Genomic DNA, 21262 nt, shown 5'->3' with positions numbered 1-21262 from the left:
CACACAGGAGAAACCCATGCCACTCATCACCGCCGACCAGGCACCGCGATTCGAGAACGCCCACGCCGACTTCATCGGCCTGGCGGCCCCCAGCCGCGGTTCCACCGAGAACTGCGCCTGGCGGCTCAGCATCAAACCCGGCGTCGACGCCCCGCCGCACGCCCTGGACCGCGAGGAGATCTTCATCGCGCTCTCGGGATCGATGATCGTCACCATGGGGGACGAAACCCTCACCGTCGCAGCGGGAGACGCCCTGATCGTTCCCGCGTACCAGCAGTTCGCCATGGCCAACCCGAACCCCGAACCGTTCGAGGCGATCGTGGTGCTGCCCGTCGGCGGACAGGGACTGATCCCCGGTCAGCCGCCGGTCACCGCACCCTGGGCGCGGTGACCCCGGCTCACCTACTAACGCTCGTGCGAACTGCGCGAGGCACGGCCACGGTCTACAAGAACGAACGCATCAAACCACGCGGCCCGTGCCGTCCGATCATCCCGCGTCCCGCGCGGGGAGCATGTAGAACCAAGCGGTTCCGTTCATCGGACCTTCCGGATCAGTCCCGCGCGCGGGGAGCACTTCGCGAGCTCGGGTCAGCGCGCGTCAATCGCGGATCATCTCCGCGCAGGTTCCACCTGCGTTTACGAATTCAATTGGCAATCGACAGTTTACGGTGCCGCACACGCCCTCAGCGTCCCCTTCGTCTTCGACACCACACCGTCGTGCCGCGACCTCATCGGCGAAGCGGCCCCTCGGCTCTCATCCACGCGATGCACCAGACCTGGATCGACTTCGCCACCCACGGCGATCTCGGCTGGCCCGCTACGACGACGCCGGAAAGTCATGCGGTTCGATACCACCTCCCACATCAGCACGGACACCGCGCCCGACAGCGGATCCTTCTCAACCCCCTCGAACTGGTGGGTGGCCGCGGCTCGACTTGATCGAGACAATGGCGTTCACCGGCGGGAGGAACATGGGCACTCGGATCGGCCAGAAGTACATGCAGGATCTCGAGACGGTCGAGATCGCGGTCGCGGTGTTGCGGCGTTTCCCCAGGGTGCTGCCGGGACAGCAGCGCAATCTCGCGAATGCGTTGCGACATCGGGCCCGGGCCCTGATCGCGCAGGGACGGCTGGAGGACGCGTTGGCCGCGGTCGAGGAGTCGGTACGTATCTGCCGTCCCCGCACGGTGACCCGGCCGGTTCGGTACGGGCGCGAGCTGGCCTGGTCGCTGACCGTGCAGGCCATGGTGCTGGAACGCCGGGAGCGGTGGGAGCACGCGTTGGCCGCCGTCGACGAGTCAGTGGCGCTGTGCCGGCGGATGTTGCCCACCGCCCCGGCCACCTTCGGCCCGGCGCTGCTGGCCGCGCTGAAGGTCCGCGCATCGAATCTGCACGAACTCGGCCGGATGCGGGAAGCAGTCACCGACGCGGAGCTGGTCGTCCAGTTCAGCCGGCGGCTGGCCGCACGCCGATCCGGGCAGGAGCAGGCGCTGGGTTTGGCCTTGCATCAACTCGGCGTCTACCTGTTTTGCGCGGACCGGCAGACGGACGGGCTCCGCGCATACGACGAGGCCATCCAGCTGTTCCAGCTACCCCGAGTCGATCAGGAGCGGTTGACCTCGGCCGTGCACAACCGCGATCTCTGCCTGAGCCAGCTGGAGCTGGACGGGATGGTGGTCCTCGGGCCGTATCCGCTGTGCGCGCAATGCGAGCAGACCAACGGCGGCCTGGTCGCCGTCGGGCACCCGCAACGTCACGTCCGGGCCAACGGCCGCGAATCCTGCGTCGACCAAGGCTTGGCCGACATCATCACCGCACTGTGGAATGCGAACTGCGACACCAGAAACAGCTGCCAGGACGCCGACGGCGATGCCTTGGTCGTCCCCGCGATAGGGCATGTGGCCGCGGCCATCGACGTCTTGGCCCAAATCGGTATCCAAGCTCGAAATGACAACGGCGCGTTGTACTTCCCGCTGCCGCGCTGAGCGCGGGCGCCGCGTCGACGGAGCATACCGGAGTAGATCTTCGGATCTTCCTGGATCCGGCGGCACCGTGAAGCCAGAAGCCAGAACCTCCGGCTTGCGGGATGCCCAGATAGGCGACCTTGTGGATATCGCCAGATCGACCTCCTCCCCGGCTCCCGCCCCGCTTGCGACTGCAAGTACACGGTACCCGCGCAACCTACTGGCGCAAGGCCGAATCGCCTTCAGCACAATATGATTGGCAGTCGGCCGGACGCTCCGAGGGAGGACAATCGTCTTCGCAAGCGTCGGTACGGGCCATTATTCGGAGTGGGGCGGTGCCTGGCCATGGTGGTGAGCGCCGCGGCCGCCGGCACGAGTCGGCGATGATCGGATGTCGTATGGGAGGTCACCCACCATCTCGGAGTTGGTACGAGGTGCGGCTGACATCGAATCCAGCTCCACTACCGTCGTATCGTGTGCAAGACACCCCGGGTGCCTCGGCAGGCCCGAAGACCGCGCAACGAAGACGCCCGAACTGCTCCGAACGCCCCGGCTCCCAGCGGACGGCATTGGGGAGCCGATATTTCCCGCACACGTCCACCTCGCGGTTGCGGGTCCCGATCCCGCGAGCGTCAGCGCGGGCCGGTACCCCGAGCATGTCGACGGCTGCCCGCCGGGCATCGTATAGGTGGGCTCGACGGGAAAGCACTGCACCGCGGTGGCTGCCATGCGGCAGACAACATCTGCCGTCCCGCTTCCACTGTCGTAGTTACCGATATAAACCCAAAGGTCTTCCGCGTGCGCGGTGCCCGCGGCTCCCGTAAGGGTTGCGACGACAGCGGCGCCCGACACAACGAAGCGGCCGATGATCGAATTTCTCCTGTGATACCACATCGCTCACGCACCGTCGCGGAGCTGATACGCGGTGCGAGAGACCTCGAAACCGTTGCCACTGCCGTCGTATCGCAGGCAGACGACGCCGGGAGCCGCGGCGGTGCCGGAGGCAGAGCAACGGAACAGGCCGACCTGCTCCGAGTGTCCCAGCTCCCATTTCACAGCGCTGGCCGAGCCAACCCTTGCCTGGCACGTCCAGCCGGAGACTGCGGGGCCCGATCGGGCGAGCGTCAGAGTCGGGAACGCGAGGCACGTCCTGGGCTTCTCCCCCGGTACCGCGTAGGTGGGTTCGTGGGGAAAGCACTCCGCTGCAACGCCTGTCAGTCGGCACATAACGTCTGCCGGCGAGCCCCCTCCCGGATAGTCCCGACGTAGAACCAGAGGTCATCCGCGTGGGCGGTGCCCGCGGCTCCGGCGAGGGTTGCGACAGCAGCGGCCGACACCAACAGGCGGCCGATAATCGAATTCTTCATGCGAGCGACGGTATGAATCGTCCATCTCATATCCATTTCACGCTCGTCTCAGCGGTTTCGCGATGCGCTCACCATTCTCGATGACGTGACGGCGCACAGCTTCCGGGGCGCGGTGGCGACGATTCTGGATGACGCCGGACTGTCGGCGCGGGTGACGGCAGACATGCTCGGCCATGCAGACCTCGCCATGACGCAGCGGCACTACATGGCCCGTGGTCAGGTGCTGTGAATTAGTTGGAAGTTCGGCCGTCGCGACGACGGTCCGGAAAGCAAAAATCCCAGCCTAAGCTGGGATTTAAGTGGAGCTAAGGGGACTCGAACCCCTGACCCCCACACAGGGGTTCGAGGGCTCGCGGGACATCTCAACCGTTCTCAAAACGTCCTGTCAACTGGGAGAATGGCACTCTGGCACGTCCTGACGTGACCCAACATCTCCCAGCGTCTCCCATCCGAACCATGGGGGAAACCCTGGGGTACGTCGAATCTATGTGTGCCACGCGCAGCGACGTGCGCGTGGGTGATAGGAATCCGAGCTGGTGGCCAGGCCGGCTCCGACCCGGCAGGCGCATCTCTCCTGACCGGCGGGGTGCCCTTGTCCGGGCCTGGTCCTCGGGAGGTGGGGTCGTGATCAGCGACTCGGACGACCAGCCAGCTCCAAGGCGCCGCGGCCCGAATTCGGCCCGCACGCAGCCCCACCGATCGGGTAGTTTCCCTGAAGTCCGCCCACTCCGGCCCCGAGGATGACAATGATGGACCGTATGAATGATGTGCAGTCGCGAAAGTTCGCTTCGTATCGGGATATCCCCGAGGATGTCAACTTGGTCAGCGATAACGGCGGTTACACGTGGGGGCGCAACGGCCGGATCGCGGACGTGGATGGCTGGCCCGAAAACAACTACTTCGCACCGTTCACCGATGCCTCCACCCCACCGACAAGGTAGGCGACCATCGTACTAAGGAGCAGAACACATGATCAGCGACCCTCAGTCGGGATTCGAGTTTGATCGTGTTGTGCGGTGGGGTGCATAGTAGTGGTCGTGTCCGGGTTCTCCGAGGTTCCCGACGCCGTCGATGATGCTGCGGCCAATGATGAGTTGCTGGCGCCCGCGCCACGTCCGTGCGAGTCATGCCCCTATCGGCGCGATGTGCCCAGCGCGGTGTGGGACGCGCAGGAGTACGAGAAGTTGCGTGCCTACGACCGCGACATGGTCGACCAGCCACCTGGTTTGTTCCAGTGCCATCAGACCGACGCCGACAGCGAGCTGCGGCGGCTCTGTGCCGGATGGGTCGGGTGCCACGGCGACAACCTGCTGGGCTTGCGGTTTGCTCTGGTGCAGCGCCGCATCAGTGGCGCCACGTTCCAAGCAGCGATCGACTATCGGTCACCGGTTCCGCTGTTCGGCTCCGGCTCTGAAGCGGCCGATCACGGGCAGTCCGACATTCACCGGCCGAGCCCGGAGGCGGTTCGCGCGATCGCCAAGATCGGTCGGCACCGATCCGACCTCAGTTGAGGTGGACCAGCGACAGACTTCCGCATCGGGTGGTCAGGTCGGCGGAGTCACTCCACTACCGGCGAGTGCTTCAGCCGGTGTAAAACCCCCCTTGCTCCACGATCCCGTTGCTGTCGTGCGGCCCAGCGGACACCGCGTGATCCATGTCGAACTGATGGCCTCGAGTGGCATGACCATCACGGTTCGAACTCAGGGTCCAACCCCCTTCGGGAGCGAAGGTTACCTACCATAGGAGTGACCGTGATGGCGCATCTAAGTAGGTGAGCGGTAGATCTCTTCGATGTGGGCGCGAAGGTCTATTCGATTTCCGATCAGGTCGGTGGCGTGATGACCGGGATCGTGATAGAAGAGATTGCGCCATTGTCCGAGCTCATCGACGGCCAGCAGCCGTTCCATTGGGTAAATGCCCAGTATGGGCGGGTGTTCGAAACCTTTGCCGGCTTGGTTCAGAGTGGTGAGGAGCTGATGTGTTTCGTTCAGAATTCGCCACTCACCGTAGTTTTCGATTTGCAGCACCAGGTCTGGTGTGGAGCTGCGAGTTCCGCAGCTAGATTGCAACTGGTTGACCACGTAGCTTGCTCTGGCCAAAGCGGAGGCAGTTTTCGGAGAGTGTGTCGTAAGCAGTCGACGCCACATCGGATCACCCGAATCGAGTAAGATAGCGGACAGCGAATCCGCACCGGGAGCGACCTGCGCGGCCACTGCATCACGCATGGGGCCCGCAAGTGCAGCCAGCGGATCGGAGTACGTGAGCGTGAATTCGACACCGACATCGGATAATACGTGAGTCAGCAATTCTGCATAGAACTCAACCACCTTGCGAGATCTCCGATCCACTAGGTCGAACCACTCAAGCACCAGGGTGGAGTCGATCATCCCGTCGGTGAATGCGTCGAGCAGAGAGCAGTAGTACTGCACGTGTGGAACATCAATGATGATATCGGCGATGATATCGTTTCCAACCGCTGCGACGATGTCTGCGACAACTCTGCATAGCCGTCCCGCCGACTCGAGTTCATATACAGACAGATCGTCATCGGCACCGACGATAACTATCGGATGATCCTGACGGATCTCACGGGTTCCGAGCATCTCTACCCGTTGCCCGGTGTCGTTGATGAACCAGTGGGTTTGATTACTGAAGAGGCAACTGCCCGTAAGCACGGTGATTCGTCGAGGCTTGACGGGATCGGTCGGTGCGCGAAATCCGCGAACGTGCAGGAAGTGACGCTCTCGATCGAACTGTGCGCATGCAAAGGGAATCGGCTGTTTTGCTCCGGTGTCGATCAGCAGACAGCTCGGAGAAACGATCCGTTCGTCTCCACCGAGCATCCTGTCTACGCTCACAACACGCTGCATGGCACGCTCGGCTGCCCTTCTAGCGGAGGACGCGAGCGCAGAGGGGCCGGGAGCCCAGGTCTCAGTGGCAGCAAGACTCACGACTGGACCGCTTTCCTCCGTAGAGATCGCGCATGAGGCCAGAAGCGGTAGTTGGCCGGGCTCACGCGGTGGATGGACTACGGTAAAAGCGGCCGACGACGAGGCATCGGCAATGGGCGCATCGAACAACACAGATTCCTTCCGACGCGAGGGCACGTCGACACCGAATCTCCAGCATTCGATGGCCACCCTGCATCCGGCGGCGCCTAGGGCTATCGCCGACCAGCTACCTAAGGCATTGCGATAGAGAGACAGTGGACGGGATCCGCCCCGGCTACGCCACTATTACCTGCGGCCCTACGCTCCCACCGCGACAATTCGTCCAATGCAAGCCCAGGTCTCCCATGTCCGCCGACAAGACGGTTTGCTCAGACAGCAAACCCGGAGGCATGGGACATCTTGATCGACCTCGGAGATTTCGTGTATCCCTTCGATCGCGATAGAGCACTAGGCCGTACGCACGACGAATTATGACGCTCTCGACCCATGTAGATCCCCTGGCGGAGGGGTAGAGCTATTGCGCAAGGGTTACATCTTCCCGTCATTGGGAGCGAACGTCCCAGGCACGGCGATTAGGGCATACAGTCGATCTTGTAGTGGCTGCCTCAGACAGTACCCATGCCATGAAATTCGGTCACATCTAGCTCGAATCGGGTATGCGAGCCATCCGAGTCTGGCCGACCGCGCACAGCCCAGCAAAGGAGTTGCCGATTGAGTGGTGGCATCATCCGAACAATGCGGGATGTCGTTTACCGCGCGGTAAGCGCTGTCCGTCGGGTCGATATTTTACACGACGAGACGCACACCTTTGCAGCAGAGACCAAGAATTCTGTCGGTCGCGCGACGAGCATCGACAATTCGGTGAAAATCGACACCGAACAGGCGTCCGGCGCAACTCATCATAGGTCTGACGAATACCAGCATCTAGGTATTGCCACCAAACCTGGAGCCATCTACCCGCCCTATGGAATAGACCTAATCGAAGACTTGGGTGCAAAAGTTGACTACCTCGTGCGTAGTTATGATCATATACTGGCGCGGCAGATCGTCGAACTAAGAGAAAACGGCTGGGAGATTCGGTACGGCCCAGAAAGCGGGAAGGGCAGTTGGACCCGACATAAAGACGGCGTCATCGAGATCGATGCTAGGCATCGCCGCGATCCACTGATGACCATTAGAGTGCTCGCACACGAAGTCAACCACGCACACCCCTCCGGATATCATCCAAAAGAAGTGCCATTTGACGGTATGACGAAAAATGAATGGGTTGTAGAAAAGATCTTCGAAAGCTTCCGGTCCGAAGGTGACGCAGATATCGCGGCACGAAACTGCCGCCGCAGAATACTCGCCAAAGGAGGGCCTGATATCGGCATTTCGACTGATGACGCCTCCGTGAATGCCATCTACGAAGACTACATTTCGAAGAAGATCGCTCGCGAAGAAGCCCGCTGGGAAATCGGCTATATCTATGGAACCGCGAAGGTAACGAACGGAGTCGATGGTAGGACGTTCACTCTCGCCGATATTTACGGCAGAGAATACGCTGCCGAGTGGGATGACCTCCTCGGCGAAGGTTGAGAATCCCGGCCGAGGCTAATCCGGGCTCGACCCTGGAGATGCTCTCGTACTTGCCGGAATTCCCCAGCAGATCAGCAGCGTGGAAGGCCGCCGAGCACGTTCATCGCAAAGGCCCCGGTCATCGGCAACTTCTATGGAAGTGCCGGCATGTAGTTTTGCCGACGCCACGACAACGCCTCCCGGCTGGCGGTCGTGCAGCAATACGACCGATCGGGTAATCGAATACCTCTGTTCGAGCAATTCTCCACATCGCGAAACATGGCTCAATTACTGTAGTCCCGACAGGGGGAGGCGGACGAGTCGGCGAAGATCAGCTCAAGCTCTGTCGATCAATACCCGCTGCCGGATCCGCTCCCGGTGGGCGGCATCCCCCGCCATCTACCCCAACCGCCGTATCCCGGAGGGCTCGGATAGCGTGGCCGGTTCCAGTGCGGATGAACATATTGGCCATTGGTCACTTCAACTTCGCCTGGTAGTCCTGTGTTTTCGGCGGATGTCGCAGTGACTGGTTCAGCGTGGGCCGCGGCGGTGCAGGCAATTGGCAGCAATGCGATCGCACATGCTGCCGCGAATCGGGCGACAGCGGTGACCGACCAAGCAAGACCGGCGCGGACGGGGATCTTCATCGGGACTTCCTCATTTCGTGAACAGGCGGCCGGTCGGCCACGATCTGCAGGCCTCGTCACGGTGGAACCGTCGCGGTGCACCGCCGCTACTGGACACCACGTCCCACCTTGGGCACAAAAAGCCCCAAGGTGGGACAGCCACGACACGGCGGCCGATATTGCGACGCCTTGCGTCCTTGCAGGACACATCGACCACCCTTGGGGTGCAGAATTCGCGCTGTCGTGAGCGTCTGCGACTCCACCGTGAACATCCGATCGACCGCAACTGGGGAGGCCGATCGGATCCTTCGAGATCGTGGCAACCCTCCGGGGATCCAACGGCTGCTGCCGCGATCTCGACGGCAAGCGTATTGCATTGTCGCGCAATATGCTTCGATGCTCGTCCCAGTCCTGGGAAGCAGAGAGACCTATCCTGGCCAGGCGAAGCAACCCTCGACCCGAGGGTACCTCCCATGACTGGCACCGCCCATTTAGGGGAATGCATCGATCGCCTCGTAGTGCGTGGGTCCCGCAGCGAGTGGTGTCGACACCCTTGGCCCCGTAAGTGGTCCTCAGTTCGATGCCACGGGAATAAGCGTGGCCGCCATCGGCGCGACCCTACCCGGCGCCGCCTGGCAGTGCTGCCGCACCCATTACACGGTCAACCTGATGAGCGTCTGCCCCGAAGGCATCTTGGCCCTGGGTCCGCAGCCTGCTCCATTCACTGTCGATCAAGCGGACCCGGAATCGTTTGCTGCTCAATACGACCGGGTGCTCGACACACTCACCGAGAACCTGCCCAAACACGCCGATGACCTCGACACCACTCGCGCGAATCTGTTGCCACTCACCACGTTCCCAAACCGATCTGGAGCGACAATCCCCAGGAAAGGCTGAACAAGAATCCGCCGCCGCCCCGACATCGTCGGTATCTTCCCCGACCGCGACACGATCATCCGCCTCGTCGGCACGGCCTTGGCCGAACATCACGACGAATGGATCGAAGGCCGCCGCTATCTCGGCCTCGAAGTCCTGGCCCGCTCACGCGGGCTCACGCCCACCGACGAACAGGAGGACACCCCATACACAGAACTAACCGCCTGACCCACAATTCGGATCATGCGATGGTCACCCCAGCTACACCACGCCCAGGGACTTGGCCACGACGAGACCAATCATTCCCAACAATGGGGGGTTATCGACTAGCTCGCAGACTTTTATTGATTATGCTTGCCGAGCTCCTTGCCACTATCGAGGGCGGTCGGGGCAACCACTGCCTCCCACTCCTAGCCCGAGTGGGAGGCAGACTGTCATAGGACACCACTCAGCAGTCGCCGGTCACCCTCGCCGTCTGGCTGATCAGTGCCGTCGGCGACATCCAGCACTCCGGCCACGCCGCCTTTTCGCGAAGTCCTGTCGCGCCGCAGGTGATTTGGGCGACGAATCAGGGTGATGCTGGATGGAGTATCTCCAGAGCCGTACCCTGCCGAACCCGCCCGCCCACCACAATACCGTCGCGAAATACGCGAAACATGCTGTTCGGCTTCATGATCCTCGCAATCGTCGCCGCATTCCATCCGCCGCTCTCCTCGCAGCACTCGCGGCGGAGCGCGTACCGGCGTGGTGGGCTGCTCACCGCGGGCCAGCGGCGGTCTCGCAATACTGCTCATCGTGCGACCCGGTCACGCCTCGGACGGCAATACTCACCGGCGGGTGGCTATTGATCACCGTGGCGGTGCTGCAAGCGTTTGCCGTCGACGACGTGGTCACGATGTTCGCCACCTGGCTGGTCGTCTCGATCCGGCGCTGGCGGCCGGGCAGTTGCGACCGAAACGCGCAAGACCCTGGTCGCGGCGCATGTGATCGCTTCTGTCTGCTGGGTCGGCGTCACCCTGACCGTCCTGTTGAGGTCGATGACGACCCGCGACATCGAAACCAGCAGGGTCGCTTACGAATTGCTGGTGACCTTTGACCGCACGCTGTTACCGCGGGCGAATTTCGCCACCATCATCACCGGACTCGCCCTCGGCATAGCCACGAGCCGGGGGGTAGATCCGGTACTACTGGGTCGCTCGCCATCGAACTCTTCATCGCCGTGAGCATCCAGTTCGTGGCGTTCGGATTCCCCACGACGCGCTCGAACAGGCGGCCGCGCAGGCCGGGCATCGGCCGCGACCGGTGGGACCATCGTGCAGCTCGGCGCGGCAGCCAACGTGGAGATATGGTTTCGGCGGGGCATTGCTCAGTCTCATTGCGGCGGTACCGCTGTCGTTGTACAAGCCCGGCGGTAAGACCAAGCGCGGACGCCGGCCCAGCCGGCCCGCGTTCGGCGCCCGCGTCGATACCATATAGTCGCGCACCGCGTACGACGTTCAAGGAGGGTCTCATGACTGCTCGGCGAGACCCGCTGGACCACTCGCCCGGCCGGACGCAGCATCGACTAAAGCACGCCGCGCTCTACATGGTCGTTAAACAGCTCACCAGAGCCAGCTACTTCGAGGCGCTGCACACGGAACGTAGCGGTCAACGCCGCCGAACGCACGGCATATCAGCTACCGAAACCGTCGGACCCGATCGCGCGAACCGATGCGCGAGATGATCTCGGCACCCGCTAAGGAGTACCGCCAGTTCGCGGCCGCACTGTCGGTCCTCGTGGTCTTGTCCCCCAAGGAGATTCCCGCCCTAGTCGGACAGCGCCGTCCCGCCCTTCGCCGACCAGGCCGAATAATTGCGCGCGGTAGTCGCCTCGGTACCCCACGTCGACCAAATGTTCCTCATCGAATACCACTACCGCCCCGAATTGATCGAAGCCGAACAGCGATTCGTCGAGCGCTTCCGGTCGCTGATCCAGAAGGATTCTACCGCCCTCGGCCAGTTCTGGCGGCACCTGCACTCGTCCTAGCGAGAGGCTGTCGGCCAGTTCTTCAGGACGGCGTCGAGGGTGCTGCGCCAGGATGCCTCGACGTTGCGCGGGTTGGTGTCGTAGCGGCCGGTATTTTCAAGGGTGACGTAGCCGTAGAAGGTGCCGTGCAGGAGGCGGATCGCGTCGATTCGGTAGGGCTCGGCGAACGGGAGACCAAACGCGGCCAGAACCTATGCATGGTCTAGACCCGAAGGCGGTTAGCGGGCGGACAGGCGAATATCCGCAGTGCAGGCGTACCAATCATCACAACGGGTCCAAGCCCGACGACAAGCAAACAAAGCGACTTAGGGGACCAGGCGGATTCCGCGCAGATAGATCGTGACCAGGCGGCGGCAGATGGAGATCCAGTCGGGATCGGCCGGACGAGGCTGCGTGACGAGCGCGCCGAAGGCGACGATGTCGTCGTGCGTGGTGTCCGGTCGCAGCGTCATGTCGGCGATCCCCTCGTCGATGATGCGTTGCACCCCCTCGTGGATCCGGTTGCGCAGGTCGGCAGTCTCGGTGTTGGTGACCGGTGGTCCGGCGCGCAGGGGCAGGACGAGGTCGCTTCGCTGGTCGATGACAGAGTGGATGAAAAGTTCGAGGCGCTCGGCGGCATTGCGCCCTTCACATTCGGCAACTTGGAGATTAACGAGCACCTGCTCGAACGAGCGGTGCATCAGATGGCTCAGTAGCTCGTCACGGGTGGGGAAGTGCCGGTAGAGGGTGCCGATCCCGACACCGGCCTCGGCGGCGATCGACGCCATCGGGATGCTTAGCCCGTCCCGGTGAAACGCTCTAGTGGCGGCGCGGAGTAGTTCTTGCTGGTTATGCAGCGCGTCACGGCGCAAGTCGCGAGCGGTCATAGTGCCATTCTGGCGCTCTCCAGGGACCGAGTTGATGCAGTTCGCGACCCCCGAACCGGTAAAAGCAGTGTAAATCTCGACATATGGCTCACCCTCACCTGCCATGGTGTGTCCACCATGATTGGCACGCCAGGTTTTACGTGGTTGGCGTTGGCTTGGCGGCCTTCTCCGCCGCCGCCTTGGCCGCCGCGGCAGAGCCGCGCCGCCCCCATTTCAACGTGGATGTCGGGTTGTCCACGACGAACTCGTACAGATTTCCGTCCTCCCAAACGGTGAGCTGACGCCGGTACATGCGCCGGGTGAGCATGGCGCCCTGGGTCGGGTGCATGTGAAACGTCCACCCTCCCGTGGCGTCTGCCTCGGTCAACATCAGCACGCCCTTCGTCGCCGCACATCAATAGACCAACCAGTATGCGACAGATTCAGGCCGACCGATCGGCGCCAACCTGCGCCTATCGTGTCATTATCGAACACATGAGCGAACAATGTGTGTTCATATCAGGTGACCGGGTGAGCTGGTGGGACGACGGTCACGGCCGCGGCGCCGAACCCAGCCACCCCGACGCGCTCCATCTCACCGGCACGATCCATGCTGTCTGCCGTCCTCCGGCCGACGACAGCCGAATTGTCGCCTACCTCGTAACCCGCCGGGGTGGCGTCAGTGGCACGTACACAGAAACCGTTCGGCCCGACCTCGGCCACCGGCTCACCCACGTAGACGAAAACGTCCAGCGGTCCTGCGTATGCACGATCGGACCCGGAGTGAGCGCCGATGAGTACACCTGAGGAACGACCGGGTGACGTCCTTTCCATCGTCGTCGCCGCCATCGATGACGAATCCGAGTCTGGGACTTTCGCGACTGCCGACCTTCTCCGGGTCCTGCGCCGTGACCTCGATCCACCACCTACGCACGAGGAACTCACCGCGGCACTGAGTTTGCTCGCACTGCCCGGCATCAATGGCATTCGAGCCCAAGGAGACGCCTGGCAGGTTGCAGACCCAATCGATGTGGTTGCCCAAAGGATTCACTACCTGGCCGAGTCAGTCGCCGACTGCCGGCATGGGTACGGCGGCACCCTTCACCTGGCCGACGACGAGCCGTATTAAGGCACGACGCACTGGCAACCAGTCGGCACCCGGCCGCAATTCGCCGCTAGATGCTCCTCCTGGCATCCGTGCGCATCCGTTGTCAACCCGCTCAGACAGATCACCGAATCCCGTCGAGCAAGGAGTCGCCGTGTCCAAATATTCTGATGAAACGACGCGCACAGCCCCTCGACAGGCACCGGTCGAAGGTGTTCGATATCACCAAGAGTCATCGCTCGCCCTCTCGGAATCCGCCACCGTCACACATGATCCAAGCCAGTCCGCTGCTCGGGATAGGGGTGCTCGTATGGAGATGGATATGGACTGCCCCCGTTGCGGACGTGATCATGGCGTCCAAAGGGTTCCAGCGGCGCACGCCGAGGGGGTATCGACCAGTTACGGCACGAACTTCACCAGTGGCGTAGGCGTCACGTCCGCCGGACTGGTCCCGATCGTGGGGACGACAACCGTCGAACGCACACAGACGACGGCATTGGCCCAAAGCCTGTCTCCTGAGCCCGCGCTGCGCCCCGTGGGACGACTCGTCGCTATCGGACTGGTGCTACTGCTCCCAGATCTCCTCGCCACACCAATACTGGCGCTGGGCATCCAACAGCCGGACCCCGTCGGCCTCGCTCCCACGCTCTTTGCCGCTGCCTTCGTGCTCGGCATGTTGGCTATGCCCGCGATCCTTGTCTTCTGCCTCGTGATCGGCCGAAATCGCTTCAACAGCAGAATCATCCGTGGACGTCGTGCTGCCTATCGGGTATGGAGTTCAGGCTTGTACTGCCATCGATGCGGTGTGGCATTTTGGCCCGTGTCCCCGGCTCCGAACATCCCCGCTCAGCAAGCCCTCCTGCCCGAGCATTTTCGCTGGTACGTGTGGAACGCCGGAGGTTACGTCAACGCGTGAGCTACCTGTCTGCCGGGTAACAAACCTCCGGAACAGCAAGCAAAGTCTTGGTCTCAGCGGTCAGAGATCGCCAATTACCCCGTCGTCGGTTCAGCTCGACCGCTTGACTCGACCGCCGGCTTAACGGGTACCGCCGGAAGAGGCTTCAGGTTGGGTGTGATCGGCCCATCGAGGGGCACACTTTCGGGGGTGATAGTCCGGGCAGCGGAGATCAGTTGTCGCGCTTGCCGTCGTGTGATTTCGAGGAACTCGGCGACGTCGTCGTCGCTTTGACCCTCTTCGCGGAGGGCGGCGGCGGCCGCTGCTTGCTCGGCGCGGTATCCGGCAAGTTCCTCGTCTGCGCGGGTTTTCAGCTGCTGCATCTGCTGGCGGTAGGTCTCGAGGTCGCGGTCGCGTTTGCTCTCGCACTCATCGATGGCGACCCAGGCTGCGACGTATCGCTTCACCGCCGCGGTGATGGCCTTGTCGCGCTGTCGCGCGAGAGCCCGGCGGTGTTCCACCCGTTCTTGGTTTCGTTTCAGGCGTTCGGTCACCTCTGCGTGACGAGGCGGACGCGATGATGGCCTCGATCCTGGATTCGACATGGCAGAACTCCTCATCGACCCATCCACCTGATTCTCCCAGCTACCAGCGTACCGACCGATCGGCCGTCCCCTCCTGGTCAGTGCACCGGACAAGAGCGAGTTCCGCTGTGCTGTTCAGTTGGTGGCGGAGTCCATCCAATCCCGCACGGCCTCCTGGTATTCGGGTGCACCTCGGGACAGATTGATCATGTCTCCGCCGTCTTCGAGGACGTAGGTGCGCAGTTGGGCGGCGGGGCTGTAGAACGGGGCTTCGGCGGCGTAGAGAGTGGCTGCGTCGCGGCATATCGCACCGCAGCCCAGCCGATCCTGGCTGCCCGCCGCCAGCAGAACAGGCACGCTGATGTGCGAGGTGGCTCCGGGCAGGGTGGCGACAAGCCCATCGGGCCATTCGGTCAGGGAGAACCGGTCCTTGGTCTGCTCGGAGGTCTCGATAACGGCGGGGTCGTCATGCGGGCCGAAATAGTTACGGGCCGCCTCGGGGGTGTCGAATGCCATTGTCAGCCAGCCGGGTTCGGATCCCTGGAACGCGGGATCGTCGGGGGCGTGGCGAAATGTTTTCACCGAGTCGAGCGCGACCAGTGGATCGATCGCGTGCGAGTAGCCGGTGAGGAGTACGGCGTCGACATCGTGGTAGGTGGCTGCTTCGAGCACGCTGACTCCGGACCCGAGGGCGTTGCCGCCGAGGACAACCGTTTCGAACGGGTCAATGCCGGCCAGCCCGTGGCGGAGTGCTTGTACCGCGGTGTGGACTCCTGCGGCGTCGGTGGAGGCGGTGACCGTCCAGAACGGTGGTGTCGAGGACTGCCCGTTGCCGGGGCGGTCCAAAGCCAGCGTCGCATAGCCAGCGGTGTTCATGGCCCGGGCGAACGAGTAGACCTCGGGTTTGTACGGGAAGTCCCAGTAGACACTGTTCGCCGCGGAGCCCGAGGTAAGCACCATAACCGCCTTGGCTTCGCCGATGGGCAGGCACAGTGAACCCGCGATGGTTCCGCCTGCCACAGAAAACGACACCGTCCGGCACTCCCTACCGGCGTCGGCGTCGGCGTCTGCTGAGCCGTTGAGCGCGCCTACGGTCGCCGCCACCACCAGCAGCGCCGCCCCCACCAGATGATCCCGTCGACGCAGACGTCGCCGGCTTGCGGTGCGGGCTTTCGCGGGTCGTGTTGAAGTGCGCTGTTCCCGTTGATGTTTCAGTTCCGACCGTTGAACATCGGTACGGCTTTGTGGGCGCGGGGAGGGCGAGGTGCGCATGACTGGCTCCTGATCGAGCCGTCGACCTGATTCTCCCGCTCACCAGCGTAGCAGCGCTCGCGGTGCCCGCATCGACGCTCGCTGTGGCGCCACCTTTGCGGCCAATTGCCCTCACCGGACGGTCCTCGTGAAGGTTCCGCATCCAACCTGCGCTCAGCACTCCGCTCCTACCGCTCGTGACACAGACCAGCCGCGAGTACCGGTTCGTTCGCCGGTCGCATTCGCGGTCGCTTGGAGTTCCGTCGTCAACAACCAACCTCATCGGTCACGTCGAAAGGACATCGTCGTCATGGACCAGCTCGATCTTTTGGCCCGTGTCACCCGGCTCGTCCAGCATGAACTGCTGGGCCCTGGCTGGTCCGCGCCGCATGCTGAGGATGACTCCACCGTCACCCTTGCTGGACCTGGTCGCCACCTCCTGATTTTCGAGGTCGAGACGGGTAGCCGCCCGGAATGCTCTGAGCGCGTCAGAGTTCACGGCAGTTTCGGCGACCTGGTTGTTCCTGAGGGTGTACGACCTCACCCGAGCATCTACGTCGCGATCGGCGAGAACGACCGGCAGTGGGCCAGGCGCATCCGTAGGCGGTTGTTGGGCGGCGGTTCCCGGGGCAAGAACTACACCGCTGCGCTCACCGCGGTCACCGCGCTACATCAACCATCGGCTGCGGGGTCCGTGAACGCGGCTCCGGGGCCGGCGAAACATTACCCCGATCCCGCGAAACGGACCGCGAAACATGTTGTGCGCGTGCAGGAACCGGGGGAATTGATCATCGGGATTCCGGCCATGATCGGGTTTCCCCCGCACCGTTCACTCGTCCTGCTCCTCTTGCGGGCGGTACCGCACCGCACCGAGGGCGTGCTCGTTGATGCAGTGGTGCGATTGGATCTCGATCAGGACAACGGCCGCATCCCTTTGAGAGCGGAAACCGTGGTCTCCTGCATCACGCAGATATCGCCACCCAGCGACCTCGCCGGGGTACTGGCGGTCGTAGTCGATGACCGAGTCGCCCAGACAGCGCCGAAACTCGGCAGCGTCGGCGACACGTGCCGAACGCGAGGATCAACCTCGCTGATCGACGACTTGGACCGGCTGCTCATCGATCGGGGCATTCCGCTGGCCGGCGCGTGGATGGTTCGAGCCATCGAACCGAAGCAGTCCTGGTGCAGCCTTCTCGGTGCAGAACAGCATGGGACGCTGCCTGATACGGCAACCTCTGCGCTGGCACTGGCGCACGTGCTCGATGGCCGGCCCTTTCTCGGTTCTCGTGCCGAGTTGACAGCTCTGGTGGCCGAGGATGTCGAGCTTCAGCGAAAAGTGGCCCCGCTCATGGACAGTGCCCTTGTTCTCGCCCGCGAGCGGTACAGCCGTGCGGTGCGGCGCGGTGATCCCCTTACCTACAGTCGGCAGATCTTGGAATATGTGCTGTGGCAGCTCGACAACATCGAAGACGGCTACCCGCTGGCGGCCTCGGAGCTCGCCGAACTCGCTGTCGCACTCCGTGATCGAGCGGTCCGCGACGCCATGTTCGCGATCGCGGTCGGTGACCACGCCATGGCCGCGGAGAACTTGTTCAGCGCTCTGGCCCGGGCATGCTCGGGCCGCGAACGCGCCGAAGCTACCGCCTTGCTCGCCTTCAGCTCCTACACCCGCGGCAACGGCCCACTCACGGAAGCCGCGCTCGAAGCGGCACTCGCCGCCGACACCAAACACCCCTTGGCCCGATTGCTCGAAAAATCCCTCGCCCTGCGCGTACGCCCGGAAATGATCCGAAGTCTGGCCCGTAGCGGCTACGACACCGCCGCAGAGCTCGGAATCGACCTGCACGACTGACCGCTGCGCAGTTCCGGCAGGACTGCCGGCCGTATCGACAGGGCTCACCCTGAGATGGCGGCGAAGCGTTAATTGGTTGCTGCCCAGTGACTTACACACCTGGAAGGGAGTCTCATGAAGTACTGGTATGACACCGAGTTCCTCGAGAACGGCGCCACGATCGAGCTGATCTCGATTGGAATCGTCGCCGAGGACGGACGCGAATACTACGCGGTCAACGCCGACGCACCATGGGATCGAATCGCGCAACACCCGTGGCTGACCTGCAACGTCGTGCCCCACCTCGGGGATCATCGCACGCCACGCCATCTCATCCGCACCCAGATCGAGCACTTCCTGCGCCCCGCTGAGCCCGGAGATGCTGTCCCAGAGTTGTGGGGTTGGAAAGCCGCCTACGACCACATCGTCCTCGCGCAACTGTTCGGCGCGATGCTCGACTTCCCGCATTGGATGCCGCAGTGGACCAACGACGTACGGCAAGAACAGCGACGCCTCGGTGACCCCGAACTCCCGGAACAACTCGCCGGTTTGCACCACGCACTCCACGATGCCCGCCACACACGGCTACGCCACCAGACGCTCATTGCCCTCGCTGACGCCGACTCCCGATAGCCGCGCCCCGTGTGAGCGTCTCAATCTTCCCCCACAGCTTTCCCCCGTTCACGGCCCGAGCGAAAGGGATTCGCCATGTGCATTCGTGAACTCACGCGCAAGTACCGCGCCGAACTGGCGCTCGTGTCGAGCTACACCGTCAGCCCGGCACAGGTCGGGTCCTCCGGCGGTGGCTTCCACGGGATAGGCGGCGAACTATCCAACGGCCTGACTGTGTGGGTGTCCAACGGCGAGATGGAACACCATGACGACATCCACTGGACTGTCGGCCTGCATTACGAAGGCGGTTACCTCGGCCGCATCGAAAGCGATTCTCTCGCTGAGCAACTCCACATCGCCGCCGCACTCACCGCAGACCAGGTCAACGCTCTCAAAACCGGCTCCCACAGCTCCGTTGCCTTCCCTGAGCAACTCATCGCGCCCTGAGTGCCCTCACCCATACGCGCATCTCCACGTAGTAACGAATGATGCGCCCAAACCTGCACCGCAGCAACGACTCCCGACGCGGATCCGCACCGCCACGAGGAACGAGACCGCCCTGAACATCAAGGCATGATCCTGCTCGCTCGTAGCGATGCCGCACCCGCGGACCTGCGCGCCACCGGCAAGCCGATTGCTGTCGTCCGTGACCCCACCCCCGCCAACGCCAAGCCCGCGCGTATTCGCGCCGGACCTGGCGTTGTTTGGTTCTGGAAGGTGATCCCGCCATGTCTGCTCCCATTCTGTCGCCACGGTTGTGTGTCTTGTGTGCCTCCGCTGATTTGGACCACGGGCATGTGGTCGAGGCGCAGCCGGTCTGCGCTCGGTGCTTGCCCCGAATGGCGCGCTGCGATAGCTGTTTGGCGCCTGCCCTGTCTCTCCGCACGACCGCTGAAGGGCATCTGCTGTGCGGTCGCTGCACGAGCGGTTGGAGTGGCTGCTCGTCGTGTCGGCTCTTGACCAGCCCGCACTTGCGCACCGACACCGATGAGTCGCTGTGCGGGCGCTGCGCCGGGGCGTTCTTCGATTTGTGCGGGCGATGCAGCCGGTTCAGCGCGAACAGCCGTTACGTTTCCGGCGGAACGCGCGTGTGTGCCCGCTGCGCCCAGAACTACTCCACCTGCATCGACTGCGACACCCTCGTGCGCGACGGCGGTCACTGCGATACCTGCGACCGCCCGGCCCACGTGTGGAACTACACCTACAAACCCGATCCCCGCTTCCACGGTGAGGGCCCGCTGTATCTGGGTATGGAACTCGAAGTCGTGGTCCCCGACCACTACTACCACCGGTGCGTGCGCGTAGCCTGTGACCAGCTCGGCACGCTGGGCTATCTGAAGCAGGATTCCTCGATCCAGCCCAACGGGTTCGAGATCGTCACCCATCCCATGTCCTATCGACACGCCATCGAGGAGTTCCCGTGGCGGCTGCTGGGCGACCTCGGCGAGCTCGGGTGTGAAACCGATACCAGCGTCGGGTTGCATGTGCACGTCAGTCGCGACGGCTTCGACTCCCCCGCCCACGTTTATCGGTGGATGAAGCTGCTCTATCGCAACGAGCCCGCGGTCTCGACCCTCGCGCGCCGCCGTTCGCATTTCGCGCCGTTCGACCGGGTCGCAAGGGCCCGGGTCAAAGACACCGCCAAGGGCCACCTGTATGCCCTCGGGCTGGATCGGTATCAGGCGATCAACCCCTACCCCCGCAAAACCCTCGAATTGCGGGTGTTCGCCAGCTCGCTGGACGTCCAGCAGGTCCAAGCGGCGTTGGCGTTCACCGCTGCTTCTGTCGACTACACCCGCGCCCTGGATGTGGCCGCTGTGCGGGCGGGCGCGTGGGAATGGCCGCGCTTCGCCGAGTGGGTGCGCACCCAGCCTCAATATCAGCCGCTGTGGGCGGAGATGGAGGAACTCGCATGTGCCTGCTGACCTATTTCCCCGCCAGCATCGCTCCCGACCCTCAAGCCCTGTCGATCGGCGCCGCCACCAACCCGCACGGCCACGGCTTCGCCGTCCTCGCCGAGGGCCACATCATCGTCGGGCACAGCATGAATGCCGAGACAGCCATCAATCAGTTCACCGCAGTCCGGGCCCGACATCCGGAGCGAGCGGCGCTGTTTCATTCCCGCTTCGCCACCCACGGGGTCCGCAGTCTAGAGAACTGCCACCCCTTCACCCTCGGCGGCGATCGGCGAACAGTGTTGGCGCACAACGGTGTCCTGCCCAAACGGGTCCATCCGGGCCCCTACGACCCGCGCTCGGATACCCGCATCGCCGCCGAGGATTATCTGCCGGGGGCGCCGTTCGGGTCGATCGACACCCGCCGCGGTGCACGCGGGCTCGCGTCGTGGCTGGGCACCAGCAAACTCGTCATCCTCACGGTTGATCCGGCCTACCGGCACAGCGCTTATCTCTTCGGTGAACGCGCCGGTCGATGGGACAACGGCGTCTGGTACTCCAACACCAGCTACCGCCCTCTTGCCGCGCGGTGGCCGCACCGCTCGCGCCAGCTCATGTGCTGGTACTGCGAAGACCTCAACGCCGATCGTACGAGTCGTTACTGCGACAAATGCGGGTGGTGCTTCGACTGCGAAGGTGTCTTCCCCGACTGTGAATGCCCCGATCGTTCCTCCATCGCGCGTGCCCTGCTCCGTGATCGCCACCCGGTGCAGCCACATCGCGCCCTCACCTCGGTGACCCATCACTCATCCCGCTCCCGAGCCAGCACTAGCTGAACCCGCTCATTCGCCCACAGAACCCCCTGTGCAGCCACTCA

23 protein-coding genes and 2 pseudogenes are annotated in these 21262 nt (G+C 63.4%); 17 read left to right on the top strand and 8 right to left on the bottom strand.

From position 1 onward, the window contains the following. Nucleotides 1-16 precede the first annotated feature (16 nt). Both ACFYO1_RS03355 and ACFYO1_RS03350 read left to right on the top strand, forming a co-directional pair. Nucleotides 17-391 carry a cupin domain-containing protein gene (locus ACFYO1_RS03355; RefSeq protein WP_387226701.1) on the top strand — a complete coding sequence of 125 codons (375 nt, stop codon included), beginning with the start codon at nt 17-19 and terminating at the stop codon, nt 389-391. Between the two features lie 580 nt (nt 392-971). Next, nucleotides 972-1985, top strand: a complete 1014-nt coding sequence (locus tag ACFYO1_RS03350) for a tetratricopeptide repeat protein (protein WP_387226699.1) — start codon at nt 972-974, stop codon at nt 1983-1985. 876 nt (nt 1986-2861) lie between these two features. Here ACFYO1_RS03350 and ACFYO1_RS03345 read toward each other — a convergent pair. Further along, nucleotides 2862-3020: a hypothetical protein gene (locus tag ACFYO1_RS03345; RefSeq protein ID WP_387226697.1), complete on the bottom strand. Its 159-nt coding sequence runs from the start codon at nt 3018-3020 to the stop codon at nt 2862-2864. 158 nt (nt 3021-3178) lie between these two features. Beyond that, nucleotides 3179-3331, bottom strand: coding sequence for a hypothetical protein (locus ACFYO1_RS03340; protein ID WP_387226695.1), 153 nt, complete (start codon nt 3329-3331; stop codon nt 3179-3181). 58 nt (nt 3332-3389) lie between these two features. Between ACFYO1_RS03340 and ACFYO1_RS03335 the strand changes: the two are divergent. The 3 genes and pseudogenes from ACFYO1_RS03335 to ACFYO1_RS03325 form a co-directional block, all read left to right on the top strand. Continuing rightward, nucleotides 3390-3560: pseudogene (locus ACFYO1_RS03335) on the top strand (tyrosine-type recombinase/integrase); the annotation flags it as partial. A 529-nt stretch (nt 3561-4089) separates the two neighbouring features. Further along, nucleotides 4090-4272, top strand: coding sequence for a hypothetical protein (locus ACFYO1_RS03330; RefSeq protein ID WP_387226693.1), 183 nt, complete (start codon nt 4090-4092; stop codon nt 4270-4272). Between the two features lie 96 nt (nt 4273-4368). Next, a complete protein-coding gene (locus ACFYO1_RS03325) occupies nt 4369-4842 on the top strand; it encodes a DUF6283 family protein (RefSeq protein ID WP_387226691.1) in 474 nt (157 codons plus the stop codon). A gap of 252 nt (nt 4843-5094) precedes the next feature. Here ACFYO1_RS03325 and ACFYO1_RS03320 read toward each other — a convergent pair whose 3' ends face one another. After that, complete coding sequence (locus tag ACFYO1_RS03320; protein WP_387226689.1) at nt 5095-6174, bottom strand: hypothetical protein; 1080 nt, start codon at nt 6172-6174, stop codon at nt 5095-5097. An 819-nt stretch (nt 6175-6993) separates the two neighbouring features. On the opposite strand from ACFYO1_RS03320, the gene ACFYO1_RS03315 reads away from it, so the two are divergent. The 4 genes and pseudogenes from ACFYO1_RS03315 (at nt 6994) to ACFYO1_RS03300 (ending at nt 11367) form a co-directional block, all read left to right on the top strand. Beyond that, on the top strand, nt 6994-7860 hold the full coding sequence (locus tag ACFYO1_RS03315; RefSeq protein WP_387226687.1) for a hypothetical protein: 867 nt from the start codon (nt 6994-6996) through the stop codon (nt 7858-7860). Nucleotides 7861-8987: 1127 nt separating this feature from the next. After that, nucleotides 8988-9569: pseudogene (locus ACFYO1_RS03310) on the top strand (transposase). Nucleotides 9570-9924: 355 nt separating this feature from the next. Then, on the top strand, nt 9925-10437 hold the full coding sequence (locus ACFYO1_RS03305; RefSeq protein ID WP_387226685.1) for a hypothetical protein: 513 nt from the start codon (nt 9925-9927) through the stop codon (nt 10435-10437). A 795-nt stretch (nt 10438-11232) separates the two neighbouring features. Continuing rightward, nucleotides 11233-11367 carry a hypothetical protein gene (locus ACFYO1_RS03300; protein WP_387226683.1) on the top strand — a complete coding sequence of 45 codons (135 nt, stop codon included), beginning with the start codon at nt 11233-11235 and terminating at the stop codon, nt 11365-11367. Here ACFYO1_RS03300 and ACFYO1_RS03295 read toward each other — a convergent pair. The 3 genes from ACFYO1_RS03295 to ACFYO1_RS03285 form a co-directional block, all read right to left on the bottom strand. Then, entirely contained in the window at nt 11364-11555 is a 192-nt protein-coding gene (locus ACFYO1_RS03295; RefSeq protein ID WP_387231662.1) for a TetR-like C-terminal domain-containing protein, read from the bottom strand. The genes ACFYO1_RS03300 and ACFYO1_RS03295 overlap by 4 nt on opposite strands. Nucleotides 11556-11672: 117 nt before the next feature. After that, complete coding sequence (locus ACFYO1_RS03290; RefSeq protein ID WP_387226681.1) at nt 11673-12233, bottom strand: TetR/AcrR family transcriptional regulator; 561 nt, start codon at nt 12231-12233, stop codon at nt 11673-11675. 136 nt (nt 12234-12369) lie between these two features. After that, nucleotides 12370-12603: a hypothetical protein gene (locus ACFYO1_RS03285; RefSeq protein WP_387226680.1), complete on the bottom strand. Its 234-nt coding sequence runs from the start codon at nt 12601-12603 to the stop codon at nt 12370-12372. 41 nt (nt 12604-12644) lie between these two features. Here ACFYO1_RS03285 and ACFYO1_RS03280 point away from each other — a divergent pair, with 41 nt between their 5' ends. The 3 genes from ACFYO1_RS03280 to ACFYO1_RS03270 all read left to right on the top strand — a co-directional run bounded on the left by ACFYO1_RS03280 (nt 12645) and on the right by ACFYO1_RS03270 (nt 14233). Continuing rightward, complete coding sequence (locus tag ACFYO1_RS03280) at nt 12645-13019, top strand: hypothetical protein (RefSeq protein WP_387226678.1); 375 nt, start codon at nt 12645-12647, stop codon at nt 13017-13019. After that, entirely contained in the window at nt 13006-13341 is a 336-nt protein-coding gene (locus ACFYO1_RS03275; protein WP_387226676.1) for a hypothetical protein, read from the top strand. The genes ACFYO1_RS03280 and ACFYO1_RS03275 overlap by 14 nt, the downstream gene beginning before the upstream one ends. Before the next feature lie 286 nt (nt 13342-13627). Further along, nucleotides 13628-14233 carry a hypothetical protein gene (locus ACFYO1_RS03270; RefSeq protein ID WP_387226675.1) on the top strand — a complete coding sequence of 202 codons (606 nt, stop codon included), beginning with the start codon at nt 13628-13630 and terminating at the stop codon, nt 14231-14233. A 74-nt stretch (nt 14234-14307) separates the two neighbouring features. Here the strand turns inward: ACFYO1_RS03270 and ACFYO1_RS03265 are convergent, their stop codons facing one another. Continuing rightward, nucleotides 14308-14766, bottom strand: coding sequence for a hypothetical protein (locus ACFYO1_RS03265; RefSeq protein ID WP_387226673.1), 459 nt, complete (start codon nt 14764-14766; stop codon nt 14308-14310). A 165-nt stretch (nt 14767-14931) separates the two neighbouring features. Further along, nucleotides 14932-15921: an alpha/beta hydrolase gene (locus ACFYO1_RS03260; protein WP_387226671.1), complete on the bottom strand. Its 990-nt coding sequence runs from the start codon at nt 15919-15921 to the stop codon at nt 14932-14934. 436 nt (nt 15922-16357) lie between these two features. Between ACFYO1_RS03260 and ACFYO1_RS03255 the strand changes: the two genes are divergently transcribed. From ACFYO1_RS03255 to ACFYO1_RS03235, 5 genes are all read left to right on the top strand, one after another. Further along, nucleotides 16358-17899: a DUF4192 domain-containing protein gene (locus ACFYO1_RS03255; protein WP_387226669.1), complete on the top strand. Its 1542-nt coding sequence runs from the start codon at nt 16358-16360 to the stop codon at nt 17897-17899. A gap of 114 nt (nt 17900-18013) precedes the next feature. Next, nucleotides 18014-18511: a 3'-5' exoribonuclease domain-containing protein gene (locus ACFYO1_RS03250; protein ID WP_387226667.1), complete on the top strand. Its 498-nt coding sequence runs from the start codon at nt 18014-18016 to the stop codon at nt 18509-18511. Nucleotides 18512-18586: 75 nt separating this feature from the next. After that, nucleotides 18587-18937 (top strand): hypothetical protein, encoded by a 351-nt coding sequence (locus tag ACFYO1_RS03245; protein WP_387226665.1) that lies wholly within the window; start codon nt 18587-18589, stop codon nt 18935-18937. Nucleotides 18938-19446: 509 nt separating this feature from the next. Further along, complete coding sequence (locus ACFYO1_RS03240) at nt 19447-20415, top strand: hypothetical protein (protein ID WP_387226664.1); 969 nt, start codon at nt 19447-19449, stop codon at nt 20413-20415. After that, nucleotides 20403-21221 carry a class II glutamine amidotransferase gene (locus tag ACFYO1_RS03235; RefSeq protein WP_387226662.1) on the top strand — a complete coding sequence of 273 codons (819 nt, stop codon included), beginning with the start codon at nt 20403-20405 and terminating at the stop codon, nt 21219-21221. Before ACFYO1_RS03240 ends, ACFYO1_RS03235 begins: the two co-directional genes overlap by 13 nt. Nucleotides 21222-21262: the final 41 nt, after the last annotated feature.

It is taken from the genome of Nocardia sp. NPDC006044 (genome assembly GCF_042871115.1).
Taxonomy (GTDB): Bacteria; Actinomycetota; Actinomycetes; order Mycobacteriales; family Mycobacteriaceae; genus Nocardia.
Note: the sequence above shows the minus strand (reverse complement) of the source record. Positions and strands in the feature narration are given on the sequence as shown.

What these genes read in the sequence shown, in the direction of transcription:
- ACFYO1_RS03355 (WP_387226701.1), top strand. Translation starts at nt 17, where the DNA reads ATGCCACTCATCACCGCCGACCAGGCACCGCGATTCGAGAACGCCCAC.
- ACFYO1_RS03350 (WP_387226699.1), top strand. Translation starts at nt 972, where the DNA reads ATGGGCACTCGGATCGGCCAGAAGTACATGCAGGATCTCGAGACGGTC.
- ACFYO1_RS03340 (WP_387226695.1), bottom strand. Translation starts at nt 3,331, where the DNA reads ATGAAGAATTCGATTATCGGCCGCCTGTTGGTGTCGGCCGCTGCTGTC.
- ACFYO1_RS03330 (WP_387226693.1), top strand. Translation starts at nt 4,090, where the DNA reads ATGAATGATGTGCAGTCGCGAAAGTTCGCTTCGTATCGGGATATCCCC.
- ACFYO1_RS03320 (WP_387226689.1), bottom strand. Translation starts at nt 6,174, where the DNA reads ATGCTCGGTGGAGACGAACGGATCGTTTCTCCGAGCTGTCTGCTGATC.
- ACFYO1_RS03305 (WP_387226685.1), top strand. Translation starts at nt 9,925, where the DNA reads ATGGAGTATCTCCAGAGCCGTACCCTGCCGAACCCGCCCGCCCACCAC.
- ACFYO1_RS03300 (WP_387226683.1), top strand. Translation starts at nt 11,233, where the DNA reads ATGTTCCTCATCGAATACCACTACCGCCCCGAATTGATCGAAGCCGAA.
- ACFYO1_RS03290 (WP_387226681.1), bottom strand. Translation starts at nt 12,233, where the DNA reads ATGACCGCTCGCGACTTGCGCCGTGACGCGCTGCATAACCAGCAAGAA.
- ACFYO1_RS03285 (WP_387226680.1), bottom strand. Translation starts at nt 12,603, where the DNA reads ATGTTGACCGAGGCAGACGCCACGGGAGGGTGGACGTTTCACATGCAC.
- ACFYO1_RS03280 (WP_387226678.1), top strand. Translation starts at nt 12,645, where the DNA reads ATGCGACAGATTCAGGCCGACCGATCGGCGCCAACCTGCGCCTATCGT.
- ACFYO1_RS03275 (WP_387226676.1), top strand. Translation starts at nt 13,006, where the DNA reads ATGAGTACACCTGAGGAACGACCGGGTGACGTCCTTTCCATCGTCGTC.
- ACFYO1_RS03270 (WP_387226675.1), top strand. Translation starts at nt 13,628, where the DNA reads ATGGAGATGGATATGGACTGCCCCCGTTGCGGACGTGATCATGGCGTC.
- ACFYO1_RS03255 (WP_387226669.1), top strand. Translation starts at nt 16,358, where the DNA reads ATGGACCAGCTCGATCTTTTGGCCCGTGTCACCCGGCTCGTCCAGCAT.
- ACFYO1_RS03250 (WP_387226667.1), top strand. Translation starts at nt 18,014, where the DNA reads ATGAAGTACTGGTATGACACCGAGTTCCTCGAGAACGGCGCCACGATC.
- ACFYO1_RS03245 (WP_387226665.1), top strand. Translation starts at nt 18,587, where the DNA reads ATGTGCATTCGTGAACTCACGCGCAAGTACCGCGCCGAACTGGCGCTC.
- ACFYO1_RS03235 (WP_387226662.1), top strand. Translation starts at nt 20,403, where the DNA reads ATGTGCCTGCTGACCTATTTCCCCGCCAGCATCGCTCCCGACCCTCAA.